2 protein-coding genes and 1 pseudogene are annotated in these 1,521 nt (G+C 72.9%); all 3 read left to right on the top strand.

All coding sequences use genetic code 11. The annotated features are described in order from the left end of the window. Positions 1–451, top strand: a pseudogene (locus tag FV223_RS27340) (penicillin-binding protein 1C); the annotation flags it as partial. A 179-nt stretch (positions 452–630) separates the two neighbouring features. After that, entirely contained in the window at positions 631–903 is a 273-nt protein-coding gene (locus FV223_RS27335) for a hypothetical protein (RefSeq protein ID WP_243933694.1), read from the top strand. 3 nt (positions 904–906) lie between these two features. Next, entirely contained in the window at positions 907–1,467 is a 561-nt protein-coding gene (locus FV223_RS27330; protein WP_147729834.1) for a type II toxin-antitoxin system VapC family toxin, read from the top strand. Positions 1,468–1,521 lie beyond the last annotated feature (54 nt).

The following is a 1,521-nucleotide window of genomic DNA, read 5'->3' as shown; positions in this document are numbered from 1 at the left end:
GCCGGGCCTCGTCGGGCGCGCGGTCGCCGCGCCGATCCTGTTCGACGCGTTCGCGCGGTTCGGCGGCGAGCCGGAGCCGGTGGCGCAGCCGCGCGACGCGCTGGTCACCACGTCGGCCGGCCTGCCGCCGCCACTCCGCCACATCCGCCGCGACGCCCCCAAGACGCTGGCCGCCGCCGACACCGCGCCCCTGAAGATCGCCTACCCGCCCGACGGCGCCCGGATCGATCTCGGGCTTCAGGATCACCCGGGCGAGGCGGCGCAGCAGGCGCGCCTCGCCCTGAAGGCGCTGGGCGGCGTGCCGCCGCTGACCTGGATGGTCGGCGGCCGCCCGGTGGCCGATTCCCCCCGCCGCCAGTCCGAATGGGTCCCGGACGGCGCCGGCTTCGCCCGCATCTCGGTCCTCGACGCGACCGGCGCGAGCGACAGCGTCGTGGTGCGGCTGGAATAGGCGCGCCGGCATCCCGGTGCCGATCGTGCGCGTCGCACGCCTCCAGAGGTTTGCCGGGTCTGCGGGCGTGCTCGCCGAGCCGGGCGCATGGGACGGGCGCAGACCGCCTTCGCGACGAGCCTCCACGCGGAGGACCGAGCGGATCGGGCGCCCGATTGCACCGCGTGTCGCCCGATCCTATGGCGATCGTGGCGGCGGCCTCGTCCAAGGCGAAGGTTCAGGCCGTGCTGGCGCGGGCGCAGGAGAGCGGCCTGATCGCGAAGAAAGGCGGGCGGATTTCCGGGCGCGTGTCGCCGGAACTGATCGAGCGCGCGAAAGCCCGCACCGGCATCCGGTCGGACACCGAGCTGGTGGAGTTCGCCCTGGCCAACCTGGCGATCGAAGACGATTTCGCCGACGTGTTTCGAGCGTTGAGAGGCACGGTCGATCCCGGGCTGGACCTCGGATTCTAGCGCGTGGCGTTCGACTTCCGGTCCGCCGAGCGGGTTCGGAGGCAGGCTCCGGTCAGGACCCTGGGACGCCGACCCGACGACCGTCTTCCGTTTCTCGGGACGGAGGCATCGGCCGGGAACGGCCTTCTCCTCGATACCTGCGTCTACATCGACCAGATGCAGGGCAGGGCGCCCGCGATCGTCGCGGATCTGCTCGCGATCCGGCTGGTGAACCACAGCACCGTCGCCGTCCAGGAGCTGATGCATACGGTCGGCGTGCTGGATCCGGGCGTCGCCCGGACCGAGGGCGCCGTCGCGGCGATCGAAGCGGCGATCGATGCCATGCCGGCGCATCGCCTGTTCGTGCCGGATGCCGACATCCTCGCCCAGGCCGCCGTGTATGCGGGCATGCTCGCGCGGGTTCAGGGCTACGGCCGCGACGAGCGGATGAAGGCCCTCCACGACTGCGTGCTGTTCGTGCAGGCGATGAAGCACGGGTTCGCCGTGCTGACCCGCAACGTGCGCGAGTTCGACGCCCTGCTTCAGATGCGGGCGGACGGGCGGGTGCTGTTCTACCGGACCTGAGGGGGCGCGCGGGGCGGCGGACCGAGCCGGGCGCCTGCCGCTCCGGTCCGAGGG

Origin of the sequence: Methylobacterium sp. WL116 (assembly GCF_008039455.1) — a bacterium.
In the GTDB taxonomy this organism is placed as follows: Bacteria; Pseudomonadota; Alphaproteobacteria; order Rhizobiales; family Beijerinckiaceae; genus Methylobacterium.
Note: the sequence above shows the minus strand (reverse complement) of the source record. Positions and strands in the feature narration are given on the sequence as shown.